Source organism: Burkholderia sp. DN3021 (genome assembly GCF_049805555.1).
Lineage (GTDB): Bacteria > Pseudomonadota > Gammaproteobacteria > Burkholderiales > Burkholderiaceae > Burkholderia > Burkholderia pyrrocinia_C.
The window spans coordinates 1-1,776 of sequence record NZ_JBNCAB010000216.1; the positions used below are offsets into that span (position 1 = coordinate 1).

Annotated in this window: 1 protein-coding gene and 1 pseudogene; both read left to right on the top strand. The window is 60.0% G+C overall.

The features are described 5' to 3' along the window. Positions 1–396: 396 nt before the first annotated feature. Positions 397–1,295 (top strand): annotated as a pseudogene (locus tag ACPUER_RS36575) (IS3 family transposase); the annotation flags it as partial. A 209-nt stretch (positions 1,296–1,504) separates the two neighbouring features. Continuing rightward, entirely contained in the window at positions 1,505–1,759 is a 255-nt protein-coding gene (locus tag ACPUER_RS36580; RefSeq protein ID WP_425133558.1) for a transposase, read from the top strand. Positions 1,760–1,776 lie beyond the last annotated feature (17 nt).

Consider the following 1,776-nt stretch of genomic DNA (forward strand, 5'->3'; position numbering starts at 1 on the left):
CGAACAGACTCACCTTGATCATCTTCACATCCTCATCCCTGCGGCCTCAGTGGCATCATGCCAGCGTCCGAACGGTTTTTCGAGGTGCCCATGAATGTGGACGCTTGTTCGGCATTGTCTTTACAAACTTCAATCCCGTTTACCAGCAACACTTAAATCGCGATGGGCCACTGCAGCGAGGCAATAGAACGAAATATATTAAGATAGTAAATTATTACAAATTGGATCTTCCCTGATTTACACGCGCCTCCCGTTCTTGTAGAACATACAGATTCCCGACAGTCCCTTTCGTTTGGGAAAACTGATTTATCCAGCTCGGCGGTCATCGCTGACATAGCCGAGGTGACCCTGCCCCGATTCCACGTACAGCAAGAAGTTTGATAACTTTTTGACTGTATGGAGAAGAACATGGCAGAGAACGTGGTACCGAGACGGCAGTACACGAAGGAATTCAAGGTTGAGGCGGTGCGGCTCGCTGAGAGCGTCGGTCAGCATGAAGCCGCTCGCAGGCTGGGCGTGCCAGTGGCGACGCTGGGGAACTGGTGCCGTGATCAGCGCGATGGCAGTATGCAGGCCGCAGCGGGGCCGGCGCCGGGTGCACCGAGCTCAAGTCGTCGCCCCGTCAGCGACCTGGAGGCCGAGAACAGTCGTCTGCGTAAGGAGTTGGCCAGCGCAAAGCTGGATATCGAAATTCTTCGAAAGGCGACGGCGTACTTCGCGAAGGGGTCGCGGTGAGGTACGCCTGGATTGACGCACATCGCGACCAGTACAGCGTAAGTCGGCTTTGCCGGGTTCTGGGTGTGTCGCGCAGCGGCTATTGCCAGTGGCGTGGCCGGGAGCCAAGTCGGCGGGCACTGGCCAATGCCATGTTGGACGCTGAGGTCGCCGCCATTCATCGTGCCAGCCGCGGCAGCTACGGCCGTCCTCGTATCGTGCGACAGTTGCGTGCTCAGGGCCGGCCGGCGAGCGCCGAACGCGTGCGTCGCAGGCTGCAACGCCAAGGGCTGCGCCCGGTCTACAAGCGCCCGTATCGGGTGACGACGGATTCGACGCACCGCCTGCCGGTGGCGCCGAATCTGTTGGATCGGCGCTTCGACGGCTGGCGGCCCAATCAAGCCTGGGTAAGCGACATCACCTTCGTCAGGACCGGCGAGGGCTGGTTGTATCTGGCGGCGATCCTGGATCTGGCGAGCCGGCGCATCGTCGGCTGGTCGATGTCCGAGCGGATCAACGCGGATCTGGTCTGCCAGGCGTTGCGCAGCGCGTGCTGGCAACGCAAACCGCCACCGGGATTGCCGTGAGCGAAATGTAGAAGCCTGTGTGGCATCGTCGTGAGACGCTTGGGCACCTCGAAAAACCGTTCGGACGCTGGCATGATGCCACTGAGGCCGAAGGCATGAGGATGTGAAGATGATCAAGGTGAGTCTGTTCGCGGAGCAGGAACGTGAGACCAAGCTGGACAAGATAGGTGATGCGCTGAGCAAGCTGGGCGAGCACGTGGATTTTGCGGCGCTGGGAGGAGATCGACGAGGCGGTGCCCCGGCCGGGCGGAGAGCGCGGTGGTCGCCCGCCGTTTCCGACCGAACTGATGGTGCGGGTGCTGGTGGTGCAGCAGCTCTACAACCTCAGCGACGAGCAGATGGAGTTCCAGTTGCTGGACCGGCTGAGTTTTCAGCGTTTTGTGGGACTGAGGTCAGACGGAATTCGTGGAGGCCAACGGGTTAAGCAGCGATCTGATTCAGATAGAAACGCTGCGTGAACGCGACAGGCGATTGG